The 18794-nt window shown below is 46.1% G+C and carries 22 protein-coding genes and 1 riboswitch; of the genes, 2 read left to right on the top strand and 20 right to left on the bottom strand.

The genetic code is table 11. From position 1 onward, the window contains the following. Positions 1-47 precede the first annotated feature (47 nt). Together fin and pth are read right to left on the bottom strand one after the other, a co-directional pair. On the bottom strand, positions 48-278 hold the full coding sequence (fin, locus tag JOE49_RS06025; protein ID WP_013308128.1) for an anti-sigma-F factor Fin: 231 nt from the start codon (positions 276-278) through the stop codon (positions 48-50). A gap of 86 nt (positions 279-364) precedes the next feature. Further along, positions 365-925 (bottom strand): aminoacyl-tRNA hydrolase, encoded by a 561-nt coding sequence (pth, locus tag JOE49_RS06020; RefSeq protein ID WP_023986435.1) that lies wholly within the window; start codon positions 923-925, stop codon positions 365-367. A gap of 74 nt (positions 926-999) precedes the next feature. On the opposite strand from pth, the gene JOE49_RS26770 reads away from it, so the two are divergent. Next, entirely contained in the window at positions 1000-1200 is a 201-nt protein-coding gene (locus JOE49_RS26770) for a hypothetical protein (protein WP_023986434.1), read from the top strand. A gap of 68 nt (positions 1201-1268) precedes the next feature. On the opposite strand, the gene JOE49_RS06015 is transcribed toward JOE49_RS26770, so the two are convergent. From JOE49_RS06015 to JOE49_RS05955, 13 genes are all read right to left on the bottom strand, one after another. Next, positions 1269-2222 (bottom strand): ribose-phosphate diphosphokinase, encoded by a 954-nt coding sequence (locus JOE49_RS06015; RefSeq protein ID WP_013308125.1) that lies wholly within the window; start codon positions 2220-2222, stop codon positions 1269-1271. Between the two features lie 59 nt (positions 2223-2281). Next, positions 2282-3679 carry a bifunctional UDP-N-acetylglucosamine diphosphorylase/glucosamine-1-phosphate N-acetyltransferase GlmU gene (gene glmU / locus JOE49_RS06010; RefSeq protein WP_209940730.1) on the bottom strand — a complete coding sequence of 466 codons (1398 nt, stop codon included), beginning with the start codon at positions 3677-3679 and terminating at the stop codon, positions 2282-2284. A 345-nt stretch (positions 3680-4024) separates the two neighbouring features. Further along, the gene (spoVG, locus tag JOE49_RS06005; protein ID WP_007428016.1) at positions 4025-4312 is read right to left on the bottom strand and encodes a septation regulator SpoVG; all 288 of its coding nucleotides are present in this window, start codon (positions 4310-4312) and stop codon (positions 4025-4027) included. A 175-nt stretch (positions 4313-4487) separates the two neighbouring features. Continuing rightward, complete coding sequence (gene purR, locus JOE49_RS06000; RefSeq protein ID WP_013308122.1) at positions 4488-5315, bottom strand: pur operon repressor; 828 nt, start codon at positions 5313-5315, stop codon at positions 4488-4490. Positions 5316-5496: 181 nt separating this feature from the next. Further along, the gene (gene ispE, locus JOE49_RS05995; protein WP_209940729.1) at positions 5497-6351 is read right to left on the bottom strand and encodes a 4-(cytidine 5'-diphospho)-2-C-methyl-D-erythritol kinase; all 855 of its coding nucleotides are present in this window, start codon (positions 6349-6351) and stop codon (positions 5497-5499) included. Positions 6352-6495: 144 nt separating this feature from the next. Further along, complete coding sequence (locus JOE49_RS05990) at positions 6496-6675, bottom strand: small, acid-soluble spore protein, alpha/beta type (RefSeq protein ID WP_007428013.1); 180 nt, start codon at positions 6673-6675, stop codon at positions 6496-6498. Between the two features lie 162 nt (positions 6676-6837). Then, positions 6838-7119 carry a biofilm formation stimulator Veg gene (gene veg, locus JOE49_RS05985; protein ID WP_013308120.1) on the bottom strand — a complete coding sequence of 94 codons (282 nt, stop codon included), beginning with the start codon at positions 7117-7119 and terminating at the stop codon, positions 6838-6840. Positions 7120-7320: 201 nt separating this feature from the next. Next, on the bottom strand, positions 7321-8217 hold the full coding sequence (yabG, locus tag JOE49_RS05980) for a sporulation peptidase YabG (RefSeq protein ID WP_023986432.1): 897 nt from the start codon (positions 8215-8217) through the stop codon (positions 7321-7323). Between the two features lie 55 nt (positions 8218-8272). Further along, complete coding sequence (rsmA, locus tag JOE49_RS05975; RefSeq protein ID WP_013308118.1) at positions 8273-9157, bottom strand: 16S rRNA (adenine(1518)-N(6)/adenine(1519)-N(6))-dimethyltransferase RsmA; 885 nt, start codon at positions 9155-9157, stop codon at positions 8273-8275. A 7-nt stretch (positions 9158-9164) separates the two neighbouring features. Continuing rightward, on the bottom strand, positions 9165-9710 hold the full coding sequence (rnmV, locus tag JOE49_RS05970) for a ribonuclease M5 (protein ID WP_013308117.1): 546 nt from the start codon (positions 9708-9710) through the stop codon (positions 9165-9167). A 146-nt stretch (positions 9711-9856) separates the two neighbouring features. Beyond that, positions 9857-11005, bottom strand: a complete 1149-nt coding sequence (locus JOE49_RS05965) for a 3D domain-containing protein (protein WP_209940728.1) — start codon at positions 11003-11005, stop codon at positions 9857-9859. Positions 11006-11276: 271 nt separating this feature from the next. Further along, a riboswitch (cyclic di-AMP (ydaO/yuaA leader) is annotated at positions 11277-11559 on the bottom strand. A gap of 201 nt (positions 11560-11760) precedes the next feature. Continuing rightward, a complete protein-coding gene (locus JOE49_RS05960) occupies positions 11761-12531 on the bottom strand; it encodes a TatD family hydrolase (protein ID WP_013308115.1) in 771 nt (256 codons plus the stop codon). Between the two features lie 42 nt (positions 12532-12573). After that, positions 12574-13857: an HD domain-containing protein gene (locus JOE49_RS05955; protein ID WP_160788588.1), complete on the bottom strand. Its 1284-nt coding sequence runs from the start codon at positions 13855-13857 to the stop codon at positions 12574-12576. A 331-nt stretch (positions 13858-14188) separates the two neighbouring features. Between JOE49_RS05955 and JOE49_RS05950 the strand changes: the two genes are divergently transcribed. Then, on the top strand, positions 14189-14443 hold the full coding sequence (locus JOE49_RS05950; protein ID WP_007428005.1) for an AbrB/MazE/SpoVT family DNA-binding domain-containing protein: 255 nt from the start codon (positions 14189-14191) through the stop codon (positions 14441-14443). A gap of 124 nt (positions 14444-14567) precedes the next feature. Here the strand turns inward: JOE49_RS05950 and rsmI are convergent, their stop codons facing one another. The 5 genes from rsmI to holB all read right to left on the bottom strand — a co-directional run bounded on the left by rsmI (position 14568) and on the right by holB (position 18628). After that, positions 14568-15449 carry a 16S rRNA (cytidine(1402)-2'-O)-methyltransferase gene (gene rsmI, locus JOE49_RS05945; protein WP_209940727.1) on the bottom strand — a complete coding sequence of 294 codons (882 nt, stop codon included), beginning with the start codon at positions 15447-15449 and terminating at the stop codon, positions 14568-14570. After that, a complete protein-coding gene (locus tag JOE49_RS05940) occupies positions 15446-16201 on the bottom strand; it encodes a tRNA1(Val) (adenine(37)-N6)-methyltransferase (protein WP_023986426.1) in 756 nt (251 codons plus the stop codon). Before JOE49_RS05940 ends, rsmI begins: the two co-directional genes overlap by 4 nt. Positions 16202-16291: 90 nt before the next feature. After that, on the bottom strand, positions 16292-16666 hold the full coding sequence (gene yabA, locus JOE49_RS05935) for a DNA replication initiation control protein YabA (RefSeq protein WP_025722558.1): 375 nt from the start codon (positions 16664-16666) through the stop codon (positions 16292-16294). 27 nt (positions 16667-16693) lie between these two features. Continuing rightward, positions 16694-17494, bottom strand: a complete 801-nt coding sequence (locus JOE49_RS05930) for a PSP1 domain-containing protein (protein WP_013308110.1) — start codon at positions 17492-17494, stop codon at positions 16694-16696. Between the two features lie 138 nt (positions 17495-17632). After that, positions 17633-18628: a DNA polymerase III subunit delta' gene (gene holB / locus JOE49_RS05925; protein WP_023986424.1), complete on the bottom strand. Its 996-nt coding sequence runs from the start codon at positions 18626-18628 to the stop codon at positions 17633-17635. Positions 18629-18794 lie beyond the last annotated feature (166 nt).

Below are 18794 nucleotides of genomic sequence, written 5' to 3'. Positions count from 1 at the left end.
TGCCGCTTCACCTCTCAAGCTGGTACATCCTACCAGTTGAATACCTGTTATTGGAGCGGATTAACGAGCAGACTCAGCTCAGGATTATTCTCCAATGCCTGACTGCAATGCTCGCAAATGACTTTGACGGTCACTTCACCACCCGAATTATACGCTATTATATCTCTACGTTCGGCAGGGGTCAAGGAATGGAAGCCCAACCTTTCTTCGGTTATTGCCGCGGAATCAATTCGTCCCAAGAAAGTTCGACAATGTCTGCATACATAATTAACAATCATGTAATGTATATGCCTCCTGAAAGTTTTCTATACCTTTCAGTATGTCCAACAATCTTCCATTTAAGCCCGTCTGCCTGCGTCTGAACTTACTTGTTGAATTCAGCCATCGTCCGTTCAAACGGATGACTCAAGCTATGCTCTAAGGCGTTGCACGTGTCCTCGATCATTCCGGCCAGTAATTCTTTTTCCTTCTTGGGAAAGGTACCCAGAACATAATCGACAATAGCATGTCCAGGTTCCGGGCGGGAAATGCCCATACGTATCCGATTGAAGGACTGCGTGCCGGTATGCTGAATGATCGATTTAATGCCGTTATGACCGCCTGCGCTACCTTGATAACGCAATCTTATTTTACCGACTTCAGTATCCAGATCATCGTACACGACAACCAGATCTTCCATATCGGCCTTATAGTAGTCCATATAAGCACGTAGAGACTCGCCTGATAGATTCATATAGGTCATTGGCTTAATCAGTACGGTTTTTACGCCACCAATGTGGCCTTCTCCAATCAACGCCTTGCATTTGCTTTGGTTAATCTGGATGTTATGACGCGAGGCAAGAGCATCCAATGCCATAAATCCGACATTATGTCTCGTTTTCTCGTATTGGGGACCGGGGTTGCCCAATCCTACAATCCACTTCATAACCTTGACACCCTCTTTCGCAGTCTGTATTTTTTGGTAAAATAGTTGTATTGAATAGGAAGGTGCGTGCCGGTATGCTCAATCAAGGTGATATCCTCTTATATGACAGCCATTTTCTATATCATTTAAAACATTCCGTTCCTGTCCAGATATATGACGGGAATGTACATATTCAGATTGGCATCGTTGCGCGTTTTAATGAGCATTTCGTCGAAATAGAGGACACACTATACAATCGTCAACGCTTCACATTCATATCTCGCCCAGGCTTTTAGCCTGACATGCTGATAGGGGTTACCTCTTCCATATGGAAAAGGCAACCCCTTTTTTAATGAGCCAGCGCTTATTCGATTTCAAACAGTTTGCTGATCGACAATTCTTCATGCACACGGATGATAGCTTCTCCCATTAATGGAGCCACAGACAATACCTTCAGCTTGCTTGTCGGATTCGGGTGAACGATCGGGATCGTATCCGTCACAACCACCTCTTTTAATGGCGAATTCTCCAGTCTTTCCATAGCAGGACCAGAAAGCACAGCATGTGTACAACATGCATACACATCTTTTACGCCGCCTTCTTTAAGCGCATTTGCACCTAATACAATCGTTCCGGCTGTATCAATGATATCATCAATTAAAATAGCCGTTTTACCCTCAATGTTCCCGATGATATTCATCACTTCACTGACATTTGGCTCTGGACGACGCTTATCAATAATAGCGAGCGGCGCACTCAGGAAGTCCGCCAGCTTACGCGCACGAACAACCCCGCCATGATCGGGTGAGACGACAATCGGGTTCTCAATTTGCTTGGAACGGAAATATTGGGCCAAAATTGGCGCTCCCAGCATATGATCCACTGGAATATCAAAGAATCCCTGAATCTGCATCGCATGCAAATCCATGCTGATCACGCGGTGAGCCCCCGCCTTTTCAATCAAGTTAGCGACAAGTTTCGCTGTAATCGGATCGCGTGAACGAGCTTTACGATCCTGACGAGCGTAACCGTAATATGGCATAACGACATTGATACTTTTGGCAGAAGCGCGTTTAAGTGCATCAATCATAACCAATAACTCCATCAAGTTGTCGTTAACCGGCAGACAAGTTGACTGCACAATATACACATGGCAGCCGCGTACGCTTTCCGACAGCTTAACCTGGATTTCACCGTCACTAAACGATGTGGTATGGGATTCCCCCATTGGGATGCCGATGTAGTCCGCAATCTGGTGGGCTAACTTCGGATTGGAGTTACAAGTAAATATTTTGAGTTTGGAATCGCAATAAGTCATTAATAGAAACCCTCCGTGCTGGTTCATTCATTACAGATTCAACAGCTTGCTGATTAAGGTCATTCCGATCTTTTCTTCTTCGCTTTGGCACGTGCGCGGATTTTGTCCGCATATCCGGCTTTGTTCTCTTGACGTGGTCTGGCAATGGCCAGATCGTTATCAGGGACAGCATGTGTTACAGTGGAGCCTGCTACAACATAAGCACCTTTTCCAATCTTAATCGGGGCGATCAGATTCACGTTGCTGCCAATAAAGGCATCGTCTTCAATTTCTGTAATAGATTTATTATATCCATCATAATTGACCGTTATTGCCCCGCAGCCAATATTTACGTTTGTACCCACCTTGGCATCACCGACATAGCTCAAATGAGACACCTTGGAATGATCTCCAATGGTCGCATTTTTCACCTCAACAAAATCACCAATTTTCACATGCTCGCCAAGCTTCGCGCCTGGACGCAGATAAGCAAACGGCCCCACAGAGGTACTGCTTCCCACTTCTGCTTCGTTCAACACCGAATGTTTTACCGTTGCGCCTGAATGGATAATCGTATTCTGAATCTCAGCCTGCGGACCAATCACACAATCTTCTCCGATTTGTGTTTGACCATGCAGCCATGTGTTCGGGTACAGTACCGTATCGGAACCAATAACAACCTCGCTCCCGATATAGGTAGAAGACGGATCAATGACAGTGACACCATTCAGCATATGCTTGCGGACGATGCGCTCACGCATATAGCCCTCAGCTACCGACAAAGCGACTCTGTCGTTAACACCGATGGATTCAGACACATCATCTGTCAAATACGCCTCAACCTGCTCACCTTCACCATGCAAAATACCAATGACATCTGTCAGATAATATTCCTGCTGTGCATTGGTGTTCGTTACCTTGTCCAGCGCTGCAAACAGCTTGGCATTGTCAAAGCAGTACGTTCCCGTATTGATCTCCCGGACAGCATCTTCCTCAGGTGAACAATCTTTCTGTTCCACGATCTTGAGCACGGCCCCGGAAGCATCACGGATAACTCGTCCATATCCTTTCGGGTCGTCCAACTCAGCGGTCAGAATCGTCGCAGCCGCCCCACGGCTCTCGTGCAGTTGCACCAAGCCCTCTAGCGTTTCCGCTGTGATCAAAGGAGTATCCCCACAAATGACAATGGTTGTACCTTTTTCCTGACCGAGCAAGTCCTTGGCTTGCTTGACAGCATGGCCCGTTCCCAACTGCTCTGCCTGAAGCGCATATTCTGCCGACGGTCCCAAATAAGACTGTACCGCCTCTGCTCCATGACCCACGACGACTACACTTCGGGACACACCGATTTCACGAACCGTGTTGAGCACATGCCCGACCATCGGTTTTCCGCACACCGGATGCAGAACTTTATATAATTTGGATTTCATACGTTTTCCCTGCCCTGCGGCAAGAATGACTGCCAACCTTTCCAACAAGTCCAACCTCCTATCCTGAAAATAACAGTTACCCCTTGGCTAAAACGTTAATTCCCAGATCAGATTTTGCTTAACTTTTCACAATCCTCCTGAAAAATAACGGCGAACCTTTGGTTAATGGCTATTTTTTCAGGCCAGCTTGTGCTGGACATTCATCCCCGGGACGCATCGCTGCCTAGTCCCTGTCTTATGAAAAAGCCGCTTCGGCAGCCCGGATGGCTCCAAGTTGCCTTAAAACTGACTGTTAACTCACTAAAGAATATATCTCATTCCAGACAAAAAGAAAAGAGAGCCACAGTTAGTGGCTCTCTTTTTCTTTTGTACCCCAATCCTGCTTTAGGCGAATTAAGCGCCTTCTTCAATAGCAACTTCTTCATCCACAGCTGCACGTTCGTACTCAGTCAATACAGCAGCTTGGATCTTCTCACGGGTTCCTGAAGATATCGGGTGAGCGATATCGCGAAACTCTCCGTCTGGAGTTCGTTTGCTTGGCATAGCTACGAACATCCCGTTATTACCGTCGATAACTCGGATGTCATGAACAACAAACTCGTTATCAATCGTAATGGATGCAATCGCCTTCATTCTTCCTTCTGAGTTCACTCGGCGGAGTCTAACATCCGTAATCTGCATGTGTGTTTCACCACCTTTTTCCAAATAGGACTTGGTGTATACATTCCACACAGCAGTTCGAAATCCTTCTTTTTTTCGGCAATTCGTATCCTAAATTCAGGTAATTTTTTTGAAAAGATTTCTTTTCGACATATTTAGGTATTTTATGATGGATTGTGACAATTTACTGCCCTGTTCACTCATCAAAATAATTGCCCAGCTTGACTGTAATTTGCTTGCTTCGAGAATCGACTGCGGTCAGATTCGCCAGTGAAATATAATCGTGCAGCAGGCGCTCTTCGTTCTCCACCTCGCCTGATTCTACCAGCACACCTACACCGGCCACCTCAGCATCAAACTCAGCCAACAAATCGACCATCCCCTGAATGGTGCCACCGGCCTTCATAAAATCATCTACGATGAGCACACGCGATTTCTCACGCATCGCACGTCTGGATAAAGACATCGTATGCAGGCTCTTTTGTGATCCTGAAACATAATTAATACTTACAGCCGAACCTTCTGTCACCTGATGATCACGCCGTACGAGAACGACTGGCAAATTCAGCTGTGCTCCGGTTGCATAGGCAAGTGGAATACCCTTGGTCTCCACCGTCATAACCACATCAATCTGACGATTGGCAAAAGCGGTCGCGAATATTTTACCAGCTTCGTTCATCATCGCAGGTTGGCCCAGCAAATCGGACAAATACAGGTATCCTCCCGGTAATATGCGGTCAGGCTGCTCCAGTTGTGCACACAGGTCGTTCGCAAACGCAAGCGCATGCTGCTTGGAAAGCCTTGGGATCAGTTTGACGCCCCCTGCCGCTCCCGCCAGCGTCAGAAGCTCGCCAGTGCCCTCATCCTCAAATACTTCCTTGATGATGGCCAGATCCTCGCTTATGGACGACTTAGCTGCCCCGTAGCGATCCGCAAAATGAGTAAGAGGCACCAGCGTATGCGGCCGTGACAACAAAAATTGCGTCATTTCCACCAATCGTGAGCTTCTTTTAAGTTTTTTCACAACAATTCCTCGCGATCTATTCTCCTGCCGCCCGCTTTGTACAGTAAAGCACCGGCGGACTGGCCGGTTGCTGGCGGAATGTAAGTGATATAGTAAAATCCGAATATTTAATAGTAAATATATCATCTTCGTACGTATTTGTACAACAATTACCACTATAATAAGAAAAAAATATCTAAAATCAGGTCAAAAGTCGTACTGCATACACATCTTTACAAAACCCTCTTAGTCCGTTGTAAATCCGTGGCACTTTGGCTTCCTTCGATACCAGTCCGAACACTGTAGGTCCACTACCTGACATCAGCACACCATCTGCTCCTAAGCGGATCATGGAGCTTTTAAGATGCTCTACCTCTGGATACAGCTTTAGTGTTACATCCTCCAGTACATTCCCCAGCGCGTTGCATACATCGGTAAAAGAGGCGTTACGGATCGCATGCTCCATCTGGCGGGCAGACGGGTGGTGCGTAATCTGGTCTGCTTTGACACGATCATACACTTCAGCCGTCGACACATTAATCGGCGGCTTCGCAAGGATCACCCAGCATTGTGGCGGATTCGGAAGTGGCTTGAGCAGTTCTCCGCGTCCGCTCGCTAAAGCTGTACCCCCTGTAATACAGAAAGGTACATCTGAGCCCAGCTCAGCACCCAGCACCCTTAACTCTGCATCCGAGATGCCAAGCTTCCATAGCTTGTTCAGTCCACGCAGCGCTGCGGCAGCATCACTACTTCCACCTGCCAACCCTGCCGCCACTGGGATATGCTTATCCAGATGGATGTGGACGCCCGTAGACACGTTATAACGTTCTTTGATCAGACGCGCAGCCTGAAAAGCCAAGTTCTTTTCATCCAATGGTATGTACCCGGCTTGACTTGAAATAATAATGGTATCACGCGGTAACTCAGACATCGTCAATCGGTCAGACAGATCGACCATGGTCATAATCATTTCGACCTCGTGATAACCATCGTCCCGCTTACGTAGAACATCAAGCATTAAATTGATTTTCGCCGGTGCTTTTTCATATATTTTCAAGGCGTTCACCCACCTTCAACTTTTCCCTCAAGACAGCTTAACATATTATATCAGACTCAGCGTGTCAAGTCATGAGGTTCAAAAAAGCGGAGATGACCCGGTCTAATCCCGGATATCCCCGCTTTTCATCAGCACCACCGATGGCTACGATTTGCGGGAAGCTGCCTGCTCGGCAAGTTGGATAGCCCGCTTGACCATATTGCCCGCATCCTTGGCTTTAATGCCTCCCCAGCCTTCTTCCTTGACCGTGTCGTAAAATCCAAGATCTTTGGCCAGCTCGTACTTTAGCTCCTCCGACATGACACTCCGTCTTCTTCGGCTCATACATACGCCTCCTTCGGCAATGGAATAAGGAAGATCATTCCCGGCTTAGTATGTGCAGAGATGTCATGCTTCATCCTGCTCTGTATATACAAAACGGCCCCGTCATTTGAAATGACGAAGCCGTCGTTAAACCTGCGAAGCTGGTATAAATCACGAAATTAATTAAGGTGTTTCAAAATATTCGACTACACTTGTATGGGAGTCGGGATCATATACGCTGACTTCCACCGACTCGGTAAGAATGTCAGCATAGCTGTAGGAGACACGTTTAAACGTCTGTTGCTCCTGATCCAGCTTGACGATAAAAACAGAAGGGTACGTTTCTTCCAAGACACCAGTTCGTTCGACGGTCTTACGGCGTCCGCCGTTAGCCCGCAGCAAAATTTTTTGCCCTACATGTGCGTCGAGACTGCGTTTGATTTCCAACAGCGTATTTTTAGCCATTGCCTAACGACCACCTCTTTCCTTGTCCATTATAACGAATTTTAGAGGGATTGTCAAATCAAGCTAAATATTATAACAACACGAAAAATAAGTTGTCAATTTAATTTTTTGCGAACAGGAATAATTTATATAAAAAATGACAAAAAGCCTCTGAAAGCAGAGGCTTTTTGTTCAGATTAACCCTATTGGCACATTTGAATCCTAGATTGCGGAAGGCGTTACTTTAAGCGTAGACAAATTTTCAAGCTTCGGCAGGCCGATGCGATAGCTTCCCCTAGTTTCAATTCCACCCACTCCGCGGCTGCCACTGATTGTCTGGTGAAACAGGTCCCCCATGTTGACCGTATCACGGATCGAAGTAAAGGCCGCCTTGGCAGCCACGTAAACGGGGTCCAGCGCGTGAATCAGGATACGCCCTGGTGAGCTGGCGAAGTTCGCTCCCGCACGTAGCAGCGCCTCAAAATGGGACTGGCACGCCCCCGCTACAATCGTCAGCGAATCCAGATGACGTTCATATTGTCTTGCTACCTGAATCGCCGCCACAAAATTTTGCGAATTTTTATAACTTTTCAAGCTGTACAAATCGTAAGGCTGTGGCTGCTTCAGCACACCGTCATGTCCGGTAATGACTACGATATCCGGACGGATACGGGGAAGCAGTCGGTACAACGTGTCCGCCATTGCCGATTCGTGAACGTGATGTCCCTCTGCAGGAACACGGAGCTGTTCATATAAACTGAGACATTTTTTCAAATAGCCGGGATCTCCATCCAGATGAAGAACCTTTCCCGGCATTTCAAAATACGTTGACTCGACCGGATCACTCCAGTCCCCAACCAGAGCTGCCTGACTACGAGCAGCTTGCTGCTGGCGTGCCCGTTGCAACAGATTAAGAGACTCACCAGCCTTAATATGGGCCTGCTGAGTCTTACCGCTAATCTGGTCTGCAGGCACTCTGACCAGATCGTTCACTGGGGAATCGGCCAGCAGCCGAAATTCTATTCCCTTAATGATCGCTTTATCCCGCTGGATGTCCTCAACACGAAACGTGACATCTCCGCCGTACGATTTCCGAACGACCAAGTCTCCTAAACTCATCACACTGTATCACCCCTCCTATATCGTATGGGTGAATGCACAGTTTGGTTCCAGCTTAGGATATACCTGCCTCCAACAGCACAGCGCTGAGACGCGCAAATTCCTCAATACTTAGCGTTTCTCCTCGACGGGAGGGTTCAATACCAGCTTGTTGCAACAACGGCTCCAGCGTGTCCCTGTTCTCTTTGGTGAAGAAACGGCTTTTTAAGTTATTGGAAATGGTTTTACGACGCTGGGCAAAAGCAGCATGAACCACTTCAAAGAAATGCTTCTCATCCACCACTTCCACTGGAGGGGCTTCCCGTACACGCAACCGGATGACTGCAGACTCAACATTCGGCTGGGGAATAAATACTGTATTCGGCACAATACAGACTAATTCAGGTTCGCTGTAATATTGCACCGCAATGCTCAGGCTGCCGTAATCCTTCGTTCCAGGAGACGCAGCCATACGCTCAGCCACTTCTTTTTGGATCATAACGACGATATTCTCCAAAGGGAGCTTGTCCTCCAGCAGCCTCATCAGAATCGGTGTAGTAACGTAGTACGGCAGATTAGCCACGACACTTACTTTGCTCACGTCTGCAAAATCGGCTGCGAACACCTCGCGCAAATCCAGCTTCAACACATCTCCATGACGTACCTTCACATGCTCGTAAGGGGCCAACACTTCTTCGAGAATTGGCAGCAGCCGCTGGTCAATCTCGACAGCGGTAACTGCCTTGGCCGATTGGGCCAGCTTCTCGGTCAAAGCACCAATCCCAGGACCGATCTCAAGTGCGCCCTTCGTCTCATCCAATCCGGCAGCATTTACAATCTTATTGAGAATATTCTGATCAATCAGGAAATTTTGTCCCAAACTCTTTTTGAACGAAAAACCGTGCCGTTGAATAATGTCCTTCGTACGCCGCGGTGTTGCTATATCTTGAATCCCTGTCATACGGATATCACAATCCTTCACTTTCAATTTGTGCCAGCGCCCCGGCAAATTCCTCGCGGCTGATCTGAAATACAGAGAGCCGTTTATGTAGCTGCTTTCCGTTACAATAACCAATACCCAGCACATTCCCTAAGGCCATACGGCGTGCAGCAGCATTAGGATGGGTGATGAGTCCAGCATCAATCAGGTCCGCCCACTCAATCAGCGGGTCGGCGCCTTCCACTGTCGTATGGACCCGTGCAAGAGCGTGTCTGATCGCTTCCGGTGAGGCATTCTCCACGCCAATATCTCCTTTACGCGTCGCTTCTGCCTCGGGTATAAAGGCCTGCTTGCAGCCGGGTACCTTGGAAGCGATAATCTTACGGATGCGCTCCCCTGCATGATCGGGATCGGTTAAAATGATGACCCCCCGCCGCTCCTGCGCCAATGCAATTTTACGCAGCGTCATTTTATTAATGGCTGAGCCGCCAGTTTCTATCGTATCCGCTTCAACAGCGCGGCGAATGGCCACCGTATCATCCCGGCCCTCTACCACGATCACTTCCTTGATCATTTGCGTTTCCCTCCACTGCTACACAGCAAGCTATATTTATCTTTCCCTGCTTTTGAAAACAAAATAAGAAGAGGATATCCTCTTCTTAGCATGGCATAACTATGTTGTTAATACTATCGCATTGCCCTCAACATACACAACCTGTTTTAGTTGATTTCAGGCTTTATCGGTCCGATAACATAAACGGTTTTACCGTGCTTACGACCAAATTGGTTGGCTCGGCTCAAACTCTCATAATACACATCGATTTTGTGGCCTTTAATCGCGCCACCGGTATCCTCCGCACGGCGGAAGCCCACCCCTTCGATATATACCCACCAGCCGATTGGAATTACACTCGGATCGACCGCGATGGTGCGTCCTTCCGTGACACGTGCGCCGGATGCAGTACGTGTACCGATACCTGGCTCCTGTGAGGAATACGCCGTCATGGAGACATTTTGTAAAACTTTGCTATATTTAAAATTGATGCCTGCTTTACGGACAGCACTGCCCGAACTAACCGTTGTTGCCTTAACCGCATCATTGGGACCGACGGAAGCAGCCAGAACGACCGGTTTTTTCTTCGTTCCTACTGCAATGACTTTATCCACACGGTTCTGTGCAACTTCCTTGTTAACCAGCTGTTTGGATACCAACTTTCCATCATGATATACCTTTTGAACGTGCTGGACGACCACACCCGATTTGCCGCTTTGAATGACCCGATTATCGCCTTTATAAAGACTCGGATCGGCCGTTTTGATGACCTGATAAGGCACCTGTTTTTTCTGTTCGACCTGCTGTTTCTTCACACGGACGATTTTTATGTCCATGTTAGACGAAACAGAGGCATCCAACGCAGGATAAACTTTATCCGTTGATGATAATTTATAGCCCGAGGTACGAATGGCACCTTCTACTGTATTTTCTGTTGTGTACAGCTTTTTCGTCTCATTGCCTGAAGATACTTTGACTTGATTGGCACGTTTAATGACTACGCGATCGCCATCCTGTATTGCTCCATTTAGCGGCATGGAAACTGTATCATGCGGCTGAAGTGAAATGGAATGCTCGCTCAGCAAATCTTGAAGCTTGGATTCCCGGGTTTCTACCGCAGACGCCTTGCCATCGATGACAAAAAAGACTTGTTTTTTAGATTGCGTGTACATCAGAATTGAAATCATAATCGTTAGCGCGATTAGAAAAATAGCAACCAAAGCAGCCTGGCGCACATTCTCTTGCTTCCAACGCAATACGTAAGACATGCTGGATGAGCGTGACTCATGGGTATCCTTTTTTTGGAAAATGCCCATTTCCTCCGTCCTCCTTACATAGCCCGCCGTCTGGAGTAAGACATAGTTGAGATTTGACGTGACTATAACAGATTTTCTACAAGACAAGCCCAAACTGCGACTGTCCTGCACCATGTACCCGTCTTCGCGGCATGCTGTCCTCCCCTGTTTAACCACAGTATGATGACAGATTTTCTTTTATTCACAACAAAAAAAGCCAGAGAAAGAGACTAGAGAGCTCTTTCGTGGCTTCCGGCATGTGTGAATATGCGGGAAAACTCATGCACGAGATGGCTTCTCTCTTGTTACGCTTACGGGGTTAGCTGTCGGGTTCGGACGTAGAGAGTCGCCCTAGCTTGGGTCAACCGCTCATGGCGGTCGCCTTCACATTCACCCCGAAGACCCAGAAAGAAATCGAAATACGGCTCCTCCACCTATTCAATCCCATCCGGGGAAAGAATTTAGGTCGAGCCGGCTGGCGGAAGAGACGTTCCCTTCTTGCACATATGCCGGACGTACTGTAAGCCATATCGGTTCCCCCGTTCCCTGTAAAAGGGACTCAGCGAGACTGGTTCATGAAATGACTTGTTGATGTTTACATTCAAACAACAATTCACTGAAAAGATGATATCCTGTTTCTATGCATGTTGTAAAGCAGGTTTCAAGTACATTTTTTAAAATATTCGGTTAAAATATTGTAATATTCTCGAGTTTCCTGCAACAAATTCATGATTAGCTTCGTCTATCTCTTTATTTTGATCGATTTCTTCACTTTTTCATTGAATGTCAAATCGTTCCAGGGCATTTCGGGTCGTTATTGACACTAATTCCTCCACTGTAATCCCTTTGATTTGGGCTGCAGCCTCTGCTACCAGTCTCACATGTGCAGACTCATTTCGCTTCCCACGAAACGGATGAGGCGTCAGATAGGGAGCATCAGTTTCAATGAGCAGACGGTCCAGCGGCACCTGTGCGAGCACCTCTTTTGGCTGCTTGGCATTTTTGAACGTTATTGGACCACCGAAGGAAAGGTGAAATCCCATATCCAGCACCATTTTGGCAGTTTCCCAGCTACCCGAAAAGGAGTGCATGACTCCGCCAATCTCACTCGCTTTTTCCTCGCGCAAAATCTTAACAATATCTTCATGTGCATCCCGGTTATGGATAACAATGGGCATTTTGAGCTCACGAGCCAGACCAATTTGATTTCGAAACACCCGATGCTGCACATCCTTCGGTGATGTATCCCAATAATAATCCAGACCGATCTCTCCGATGGCTACAACCTTTTTATGACTGCATAACGATGCAATCCATTCTAGATCGCCCTCCTGCATTGTAATAGCATCCTGCGGATGCCATCCAACTGCCGCATAAATAAAATCATACGTCTCGGCCAATTTCATAGTGGATGGAATGGTCTCACGATTAAATCCGATATTGATCATCCGTGTTACTCCTGATTCGACAGCACGTGCTATAACTTCTTCACGATCTTCGTCAAATTGTGGCGCATCCAAGTGAGTATGAGTGTCGAATAAATCCAAGGTTTACATCTCCTTTTTTTACTTACATTTCTATATAGTTGTCTATTCTTTGACAAAATAATTCCTTATTTCGGCAGGAAGCCTGTCTTTTACCGCGTTCAATTTATTCTGGGGAAAATACATATGATATTTTCCTCGGTGAATACCACTTATTGAGCGCACAATTTCCGAAACTTCGGATATTTCACTCACCTCGCCCTGACGTCCAAGCAGTAAAATCTGGTTGTCCGTCGAGCCACCCTGCCGAAACACATCATAAGGAAGATCTGTCGGAAAATCAATTTCAAAATCATATTCAGGGTGCAAACCAGCCTCTTTCAAAGCTTCTCTAATACTGTCAATGGTATCTGTATCCATATTTTCAATCTCTACATATTTATACAATCTACGGTCCATAAAACGGCTGCTCAAATCGCTTAAAATTTCGTCCTTTTCTCGTTTCCACTGGCTAAATACGGTCTGGATTAATGACTCGTCGAGCATCAGATATTGCTCTACTGTAAGCTCTCCTTTCAACAGATCCGGCAGCGGGTCCAGCAGAAAACCAAACTCATATCCGTTTTTAAACAATTCCTTTGCTCGCTTGAAAATTTTACGTAAAAGGATTTCCGAGCTGCGTGTTACAGGATGAAAATAAATTTGCCAATACATCTGGTAGCGTGACATTAAATAATCTTCTACTGCATGCATGCCTGATTCCTTCACAACAATTCTCCCATTATGAGGACGTAGCAGTCGTAAAATACGATCCAAATCAATTGTGCCGTAGTTGACACCTGTCGAATGAGCATCCCGCAACAAATAATCCATACGGTCAGCATCTAGCGGACTGGTTACCAAGTTGACAACGATTGGCTTATCATACGTTTTGGCTATAACCGCAGCCACCTTTTGTGGAAGCTTTTCGTCGACTTGCCGTAGCACAGCGTTGATCTTCGTGTCTCCCAGTACAATGCGGCATGTCCAATCCTCATGGTTCATATGAAAGGCTTCCTCAATTGAATGAGAAAATGGGCCATGCCCCACATCATGCAATAAAGCTGCACATAGAGCAACCAGCCTTTCCTCCTTCGGCCAATCTGGGAAATCTCCACGTTCAAATTGAGAAATAATACGTCTCGTAATCTCATATACGCCCAATGAATGTGAAAAACGGCTATGCTCCGCTCCATGAAACGTAAGATACGATGTGCCTAACTGCCGTATGCGCCGTAAACGTTGGAACTCCGGCGTATTGATCAACCGCCATATCACAGTATCCTGAACATGGATGTAATTATGTACCGGGTCTTTAAAAACTTTTTCTTCACTGAGTGGCTGGTGCAAGATATCAGCTCCTTTAATATTCGGAATAATGGATTAAAATACAATAAAATCCTAAATGATTTCCTTCATTCGACATTATTTGTCGTAATATGTCGAATTATAGTTTTTCGACATTTCCAAATCGACAAACTGAATAAATCATCAATAAGATAAGGCAATACACATGAGTAAAGGTCTTTAATCTAAATACTTTTGCATAATCAGACTGTTACTACATTTTTAAGGTTGACTGTTTTGGGAATCGTTGGTATAGTAAATATCAGAAAAGAGAAAATTTTGTCGAATCATGACACTTATATTATTTTAAACGGCGAGAGGAGCCTGATTTATTATGATGAAATCCACTGGTATTGTAAGAAAAGTTGACGAGCTCGGACGTGTTGTTATTCCAATCGAATTGCGTCGTACCCTGGGAATCGGAGAGAAAGACGCTTTGGAAATTTATGTTGATGGCGAACGCATCATGCTTAAAAAATACGAGCCTGCTTGTATCTTCTGCGGCAATGCTGAGAACGTAATTTACTTCAAAGGGAAAATTGTTTGCCAAGATTGCATTTCTGAAATCCCAACACCTGTGACAAACTGAGAATTTTAGTATATAATAGACTTATCAGATATTGTTAATTCTAACCTTTTTCATATATACTCCTTGTTGCCTTCCACGGTTTGAACCCAACCGTTGGAAGGCCCTTTTTTGTTCAGACAGATATTCATAAGAGTGCGTTGTAAACATCCCTCTTGGAGATTGAACGATCTGTGGCTGTACGCTTCATTGCATCCTTGCGTGTAAGTCCCTCTGCCTCGTAATGTGCGACGTGGGACTCCAAAGATAAGGACTGCCACCACGCCTGACGTTCCTGTTCCTCTTCCTCTTCGTCTTTTCCTTCAACCACCAGGCAATATTCACCAATTGGCGGATTCTCCTCTAGTTTAGCAAGGCATTGCTCCACGGTTCCTCGCACCCATTCCTCATGCAGCTTGGTTAGCTCACGCGCAAGCACCACTTTGCGTGAACCTAATGTTTCCTTCAACACCATCAATGTCTTCACAATGCGGTGAGGCGATTCATAAAAAATAATTGTGCCGTGAGATACCTGAAACGATAGCAACAGCTTCTCTAGGTCCTTTTTCTCCCGTGGTGGAAAGCCAGCGAAGGTGAACCTTTCTGTATCCAGTCCTGAGGCAATTAAAGCCGATAGTGCTGCATTTGCTCCTGGGATAGGAATGACGCTAATTTCCGCTTCCAGTGCCAGCTTGACCAGATCCGAACCAGGGTCAGAAATGGCCGGTAGACCTGCATCACTAACCAGTGCCAAATTTTTTCCTTCTATTATATAACGTATCAGTTCAGGCCCACTGGCAGCCTTATTATGTTCATGATAACTGAAGAGCATATCCGGTGTAATTTCGAAATGGGTGAGCAGTTTGCGTGTCTGCCGCGTATCTTCGGCAGCAATAATACTACATGATTTTAAGGTGTTAATCGCCCTAAAGGTCATATCGTCCAGATTCCCAATGGGTGTTGCAACAAGATACAACTTTCCCCGTTCTTCTTCGCTGTTACTAAAGCTTTTTTGTACAGCTGCTTTCACACAGAATCCCCCTTGCTTACTTCTCCATAGATATCTCTTATTTCCTGAGTATAATTCCCATTTTCCTGATATACAATGAGCGGAGGCAACAGACGAACCTCCGGTTTGCCGTCACGTAATGCTTCAACCAGTACCATATTGGCTTCCATATGAACTCGTGGGTGAACAAAACGTATTCGTTTGGGTTCCAAACTATGATTACGCATCAATGTTATAATCTCACCCAATCGCTGCGGGCGATGAACCATGGATACTTTGCCCCCATTACGGACAAGCCGGGTGGATGCCTGAATGACTTCTTCCAGTGTACAGTTCACTTCATGACGGGCAATTGCCTGGTGAGGATTCAGCTTGATATCGCTACCATTTAGCGGCATATAGGGGGGATTCACGGTAATCGCATCATAAACACCATGTCCCGTGATGTGAACCAGCTCACGTAGGTCCCCTTCCCGAATCTGAATTGCTGCTTCTAATCCATTCAAGCTGACACTACGTCTAGCCATATCTGCCAAGCGTGGTTGAATCTCAATTCCTTCAATAGATGCTTTTGTTCGTGTCGTTAGCAACAACGGGACAACCCCATTGCCAGTACACAGATCCAGAATCTTTCCACGCTGCGGAATACCGGCAAAACGTGCCAGCAAGACCGCGTCCATCGAGAAGCTGAATACTTCATCACTTTGGATAATGCGCAAATTATGTGAAAGTAAATCATCAATTCGTTCAGACTTCTTTTCATTTTCGTCCATAGTGCTCTCCCATCTTTTATAACCAAAATCGCTTTTCACTCATACTTCCTTACAAAAAAGCCGTAGGCATCTTACTCCTACGGCTTGTTTTTATTTATTCAAAAATGACAGACAGAAGAGGCAATCGCCTTCCGTTCGCAAATGTCCGTAATACACGTTGCATATATGAAATCCTTCATGATACAGCCTTGCTAGATTGTCGTAGCCTTCACCCACGACCTCACCCGTTTGCCCTTCATCCTTAATGACGATCGGAGGAGGAAGCTTCGGCTTGTTTGCCGTCTTTTCTTCTCCAGAGGTTTCACGTTTGAGCATCTTGCGCACCTGTTCGTTTTCAATCGTTAGTCGTTGATTTTCCTCCAGCAGCTCTTTTACTGCCAGTTTCAATTCACCCAGATCGCTATGCAACTGTCCCATTTGGGTTTCCATTTCGTGAATACGCGCAAAAACATTTAATTTATCCAAGTTTCCACCCCGAAGCAACCTAATGGTTTACTTGACGACTACATCGTCCATTGGAAGTTCCTTGACCTTACTGATCTCAAACAGTTGAACATGCACCGTGCGATGACCTGCATTCACACCTACGACTTTACCTTCTCCCAAAGAGGTGATAACCATCTTACCCACCTGAGGTAGCTCTTCTCGCATGCTTTCGTAGTTATCATGTTCAAACTTGAGGCAGCACATCAATCTCCCGCACAACCCGGAAATCTTCGTCGGATTCAGCGACAAACTCTGATCCTTCGCCATCTTAATAGATACCGGCTCAAAATCCCCCAGCCATGAGGAGCAACACAGAATACGTCCACAAGGTCCGATTCCGCCAAGCATTTTAGCCTCATCCCGTACGCCGATCTGCCGCAGCTCGATCCGTGTACGAAAAATACTGGCCAAGTCCTTTACAAGCTCTCGAAAATCCACCCGACCCTCTGCCGTAAAATAAAAAATGATCTTATTGCGGTCAAATGTAAATTCCACATCTACCAGCTTCATTTTAAGGCCATGGTCTTTAATTTTATTTAAACACGTGCCGAATGCATCCTTGGCCGCCAATTTATTCTCTTCTACAACAAGAGCGTCATCATCCCCAGCAATACGAATGACTTTTTTTAAGGGCAGGACAACATCCGAATCATTTACCTCTTTTTTGCCCACTACAACCTTGCCATATTCAATACCGCGCGCGGTCTCTACAATGACACAGTTTTCTTTCTCCACTGGAAGGTCCAGCGGATCAAAATAATAAGTCTTGCCCGCCTTCTTGAAACGGACACCCACTACACTATACAAAAATTAACCCCCTTGTATGCCACTAAACCTCATTTGAAGCCGACATTGTACGAATGGCCGCAATTGAAGTCTCACTGTCGCACAAACCGGGAACCTGGCGTCGCGGATTGTGCAGAGTGGAACAAGCGCGCCTTCCTGTTAGCCGGTGATAGAACCGCTTGTATCGGACAACCCAATCAGAAGCTGCTCCACGCATAATTGCCCGTTGACGTGAAAACGGAGCTTCTTCCTGCAATTCGCGGCCAAATCCATATAAGAGACCCATTGTTCCGTGCTGCGGGTGATTGCCAATTTGGAGACGGACTCCAAATGATCTATGAAAACAATGCTTTCGTGCCTTCCGTAACGGAAATGAAGCATATCCTTAAACCACAAATGAAACAGATGAAACAGAATATCCAGGTGTTCAGAAAGTCCAGTTTTAAAAATCTTCTGTTGAGCCAGAATAATAGACGAGCTCCCCCGACTCATGGACTCCTTCACTAATTGTAACACTACGTTTCTAATTTCTGCAAACCAATTCTGCTGGAGAATTTCTCTACATGATTCCAGTCCTGAAGCAATATGAACGACCGACCGGACAAGCCCTGCCGTATAGCCTTCCCCAATTAACGCCTGCATCATCACTTCTGGCTGTAAAGCGTGGAAAGGAACCTGCTGCGTCCGTGATTGAATCGTAGGCAGCAACGCCTGTCCATTTTCAGAAATGAGTATGCCGACCACTGGAATCTGGGGCTCCTCTAGAAATTTAAGTAGGCTATTAGCAGCTTGCACTGTCATGGTATCCGCCTGTCGAATAATATATACCTTCGGATTGGAGCTTTCAGATTTGTAAGAAAATATACGTTGAAGCCCGCGAATCTGATCAATTTTAATCGTAGCTCCATCCGGCTCTACAATGTGCAAATCTGGATGATTCCCGTGCTCTACCTTACGGCACGACAAGCACTCCCCACATGCATCATCCGTCTGTCGCTCACAAAATAAAGCCTTAGCAAAGATCTGCGCCATGTTCATCTGCCCGCTTCCCGGCGGCCCGCTAAAAACATAGGCATGGTTGACCGTATGATTCCGTAGTGCACTTTGCAGCATTTTTTTGGCTACATCCTGGCCCATTATATGTTGAAAAGACATATTTCCTCACTTTCTCCACTGAAAACAACTGTGATCCCTCAGCAAACCGTTGTTCTTCCGGGCAAACTTTGTTGCTATTTTCATGATTCCAACTTCAAATCCTCGTTTTTCGGGGCAACTGCTGCTATTTCCGTATCACGTCTGCCCACATATACATAGTCAAAAA

This window comes from Paenibacillus sp. PvR133 (assembly GCF_017833155.1).
Taxonomy (GTDB): Bacteria; Bacillota; Bacilli; order Paenibacillales; family Paenibacillaceae; genus Paenibacillus; species Paenibacillus polymyxa_B.
Note: the sequence above shows the minus strand (reverse complement) of the source record. Positions and strands in the feature narration are given on the sequence as shown.